The sequence below is a fragment of the Bradyrhizobium sp. BRP23 genome, assembly GCF_020194135.1.
In the GTDB taxonomy this organism is placed as follows: domain Bacteria; phylum Pseudomonadota; class Alphaproteobacteria; order Rhizobiales; family Xanthobacteraceae; genus Bradyrhizobium; species Bradyrhizobium yuanmingense.
The window spans coordinates 1-383 of sequence record NZ_JADYVW010000075.1 but is presented as its reverse complement, the minus strand read 5'-3'; the positions used below and the strand labels follow the sequence as shown (position 1 = coordinate 383).

Below are 383 nucleotides of genomic sequence, written 5' to 3'. Positions count from 1 at the left end.
GTCTCCAACGAACAGGGACTGCGCACGCGGATGCCGTCCATTCACAGAATGACGCGTGCCTCTTTCGCTGCCGCGACAAAGGCGGCCCGCGCCACGTAAGAGGGGTAATCGCGTTCAAGCGCCGCCTGGCAGACTTCGACCGCATTCTCATAGGCCTTGCCGTGGCTGACCGGCCAGTGCTCCATTAGCAGCTCCGCCGCCTGGCGCGTGTTCGACACCATGTGGATCTTCGTGTCGTTCGGCATCCGAACGGGAACGCATTCATTCCAGGGCCCGGTTTCCATCGTCCTTCACCTCCTGCTCCATGCCAGGCAGGACCGTCAGAAAGGCCTCTCGCGAAGCGGCGATGAAGGCGGCCCGCGCCTCTTCGGGCCGTTTCTGGT

At 63.4% G+C, this 383-nt stretch carries 1 protein-coding gene; it reads right to left on the bottom strand.

Annotation, left to right across the window (positions count from 1 at the left end; all coding sequences use genetic code 11):
- Positions 1–41: 41 nt before the first annotated feature.
- On the bottom strand, positions 42–284 hold the full coding sequence (locus I6F24_RS37405; RefSeq protein ID WP_225156630.1) for a DUF982 domain-containing protein: 243 nt from the start codon (positions 282–284) through the stop codon (positions 42–44).
- Between the last annotated feature and the right edge of the window lie 99 nt (positions 285–383).